At 41.8% G+C, this 3,652-nt stretch carries 3 protein-coding genes; all 3 read left to right on the top strand.

All coding sequences use genetic code 11. The features are described 5' to 3' along the window. Positions 1-1,086, top strand: a 1,086-nt coding sequence (locus NWQ57_RS09365; RefSeq protein WP_306021890.1) for a TonB-dependent receptor, incomplete at its 5' end; no start/stop codon positions are given. Between the two features lie 58 nt (positions 1,087-1,144). Then, positions 1,145-2,617: an agmatinase family protein gene (locus tag NWQ57_RS09360; protein WP_306021889.1), complete on the top strand. Its 1,473-nt coding sequence runs from the start codon at positions 1,145-1,147 to the stop codon at positions 2,615-2,617. A gap of 85 nt (positions 2,618-2,702) precedes the next feature. Next, entirely contained in the window at positions 2,703-3,488 is a 786-nt protein-coding gene (locus NWQ57_RS09355; RefSeq protein WP_306021888.1) for a peptidylprolyl isomerase, read from the top strand. Positions 3,489-3,652 lie beyond the last annotated feature (164 nt).

Here is a 3,652-nt window from a genome sequence, read left to right as displayed (position 1 = left end):
ATTGAATATGCTTCAAATTCCGCCTCAGAAACGACCGAAAGTGCCTTGTTTGGTGAAATTTCTTATGCCCTAGCAGACGACCTCGATGTCACCCTAGGTTTGCGTAAATACAATTATGAGGTAGAAACTAGCTCGGCAGTCGATTTACCTTTATATAATACCGTATTTAAAGGTCGTGACCCTGATTCGTTGATTTTTACTCCTAAGTCTGCCTCGAGTGATAAAGGTGGCACGCTGTTTAAGTTTAATGTTAGCTACCGCTACAGTAATACATTAATGACCTATGTGACGGTCAGTGAAGGATTCCGAATTGGTGGGGCTAACCGTGTCGCGGCCTGTCCAGACAATATTGACGAAATTGAAAATCAAATTATCTGTGCCTTACCCAACGAGCAAATTTACATTGCGGATACCACCACCAACTATGAACTTGGGATTAAATCCACTTGGTTGCAAAGCCGTTTTCACTTTAACGTGGCCTTATTTAACGTTGATTGGGAGGATGCTCAAGTCTCCGGTATTACCGAAAATGGTGCGGTGGGTATTTTAACTAACGCCGAGGGTGCCAATTCACGGGGTATTGAGATTAGCTCTAGAGCGATGTTAAGTGACTATTTAACCGCCTATACCACTTATGCTTATGCTAAAGCGGAATTGACGGCAGATGCACCTAATATTTACGGTGGTGGTGTGGGCGCTTACGATGGAGAGCGTTTACCTGGGACGGCTGAACATCAGTTTTCCTTAGGCTTAAACTATCAAACAGAATTGTGGGATAAGGTGCTGGATCTTAACTACGGTTTGACCGCACAAAGCGATGTTTACTCGACCATTGGCCTTAATTATGGTGGTGAAACATTACCTGGATATGGTACCAATAATATTAACGCTAAATTGTCAGGTGAGAATTGGAATGCTACTTTTTACGTGACGAATTTGTTCGATAAATATAGCTTTATTTCGTCAAATCAAAGTTACGATGATATCGAGTCTGGTAATCGTGGCGACATTCAACGCAGTTATAGCCATTTCATCCTTAAACCCCGCACTGTCGGCATTAAGTTTAGTTATCAATTTGGTATGTAATCCTGGTTGTGGTCATCTGTGATAGATGACCACATTTTAAGTGATTTTAGGAAACGTTATGCGTATAAAACAGGTACTAAAGGCCGTTGTGATAGGGAGTTTGCTCAGTAGTGGCGTGTCATTATCGCTAAATGCTGCAGAAGAAAAAGTTGAGATGCCCGCCAGTTTCAAAGCTAAGGTTAAAGGTATTTCAGAAGAAAAATTAGGGGTGTTAGATTCACCACTTCCTGGCATGTTACTGGGCTCTACAGAGCGCTTTTATCAAGCAATGGAAGGCAAATCAAGCGCGGAAATAGAAGACTATTTAGATGGCATGATTGATATTCAACAAGCCAGTAAATATGAGCCAGGCCGCGATATGTCGGCTATTCCCATGAATACCGAATCACCCATGTTTAACGCGTGGAAAGTGATTCGCCCACAAGCATTAAATCCTCAACGTGATCCCGGTTTAATTCAAATGAGCCGTTATGTGAGCCAATATAACTCTGGTATTAAAACCTTTGCAAATGCGCCGGTTGCTTTGTATCCAGAAGATTTAAAAGCCGCCAACGTAGATGTTGCCATTGTCGGTATTCCCCTTGATATGGGCTCAGGCTATCGTGGTCAACGTTATGGACCTGAAGCGATGCGTAACATTATGGGCGCATCGGGTCCTGATATGAATACTATGGTTAATCCAAGTAAAGAGTTGGTTATTGCTGACTATGGCGATATTGCGGTAGATAATATGAGTACTGAGTTAACCTTGGGTCATGTTAGAGAGGAAATCGCTAAAATTGCTAAAACTGGCGCCATCCCTTTTATCGTCGGTGGTGATCATAGCTTGGCCTATCCTGATATTGCTGGTTTGGCCGATGTACATGGTAAAGGTAGTTTTGGGGTGGTGCATTTTGATGCGCATTATGATGCGGGCAGTAACCGTCCTCATTATATGACTCATGGCCAGCCTGTTTACCGCACGGTCAAAGAAGGCCATGTTAAGCCAGAGAACTACATTCAAGTAGGTTTACGTGGGCCATGGCCTAGTGCTGAAGGTTTTGAATGGATGCGTAATAACGGTATGCGTTATCACACTATGGCTGAGGTGGAGAAAAAGGGTTGGAAAACCGTGATGGAAACCGCCATTAAAGAAGCGCGTGAAGGTACTGAGAAGTTATATATCTCCTTTGATGTTGATGTGATCGATCCCGCATTTGTGCCAGGTACTGGTACACCTGTGCCAGGAGGATTGACGATGCGTGAAGCTATTCCTATTGTGCGCGCATTATGCACAGAGAGTGACATTGTGGGCTTTGAAATTGTTGAATTAGATCCATTAATGGACCCAACGTATCGCTCAGCCCTTAACGCTAACTTTGTGATGCATGCCTGTCTTACCGGTATTGCAATGCGAAAAAAAGGCATCACTGATGGCTTCTATTTGTCAGATTTAACCACTGAGCATAATCAACCTGAAGCGGGTATTAAGGGTGCAAAAGAAGGCTTAAGAGAAGAAGTTGATTTCAATTACGCCAAACCAAAACAATAATAGTTAAGTTGTGAGCAAAGCTATTTGGCCAAATAAATAGTGGTCAAATAAAACTTTGCTCTTTTCATTTTATAGTGAGATATAAATGTTTAAGAAGTTGTTCAACGATCCGTTATTTGCTTTTATTTCCATCGGGATACTGGTTTTTTTATTTTATTATTGGTCTTTAGACAAAGAGCCGGTTGTTGAATTAAGTCCGGATAATCGCGCTATATTTGTTGAGCAATATGAAAGCCTTGTGGGACGTAAAGCCACCCCAGAAGATATCGCAAAGATCGAAAATGACTTTATTGAAGAAGAAGTCTTATTTCGTGAAGCATTAGCAAAAGACTTTCATTTGATTGATCCCGCAGTGAGAACCCAACTAATAGAGCAAATGCGCTATCAATTGACAGAAGATTTTCAAGAGCCACAAGAAGCACAGCTAGTGCAATATTATTTAGAAAACATTAAACGCTATTACCATGAAGCAACAGTCAGTTTTCAACATGTGTATTTTGCTAACGAACCAGGCGAAGCAAATACACTTCTAGCTGCCTTGAATTCTGGTCAAGAGGTGGCGGGCGATGAATTTTGGCAAGGCAGAGACATGCCAAACTATGGTGAAAGCATGATCCGAGGTTTGTTTGGCAAACCTTTTTTAGATAACTTGACTTCTAGTGAGCAAGATACATGGTTTGGTCCAACAGAGTCGTTATTTGGATGGCATTTTTATCAAGTAAGTAAGCGTGAGCCGGCTATGCCGATGTCGTTTGACCAAGCGCGTCAACAAGTTGGAAACGACTATATCCGCTCTCATATGTCTAATTCAGTACAAAAATATATCAAAGGCTTAAATGGTAAATACGAGATAATTCGTCATGAGTTTTAAGTCATTTATCACCATCATAGGTTTAGTGTTAAGCGCCTACTTTAGCGCATTGGCACAAGCCGATGTTTTTAATGCGGGTGAATTTCGCTTATCAAAAGGCGAAGAGGAAGGCAGCTACCTTTTATTTGCCAAGTTGCCTACTGCAGTCGTAAACAGTTCACGTA

The organism is Paraglaciecola sp. (assembly GCF_030730205.1).
Lineage (GTDB): Bacteria > Pseudomonadota > Gammaproteobacteria > Enterobacterales > Alteromonadaceae > Paraglaciecola.
The sequence above is the reverse complement of the archived record's forward strand: the minus strand, read 5'-3'. Positions and strand labels throughout refer to the sequence as shown.

Excerpts from the sequence above, each read along its gene's own strand:
- NWQ57_RS09355 (WP_306021888.1), top strand. The coding sequence starts at position 2,703 with ATGTTTAAGAAGTTGTTCAACGATCCGTTATTTGCTTTTATTTCCATC.
- NWQ57_RS09360 (WP_306021889.1), top strand. The coding sequence starts at position 1,145 with ATGCGTATAAAACAGGTACTAAAGGCCGTTGTGATAGGGAGTTTGCTC.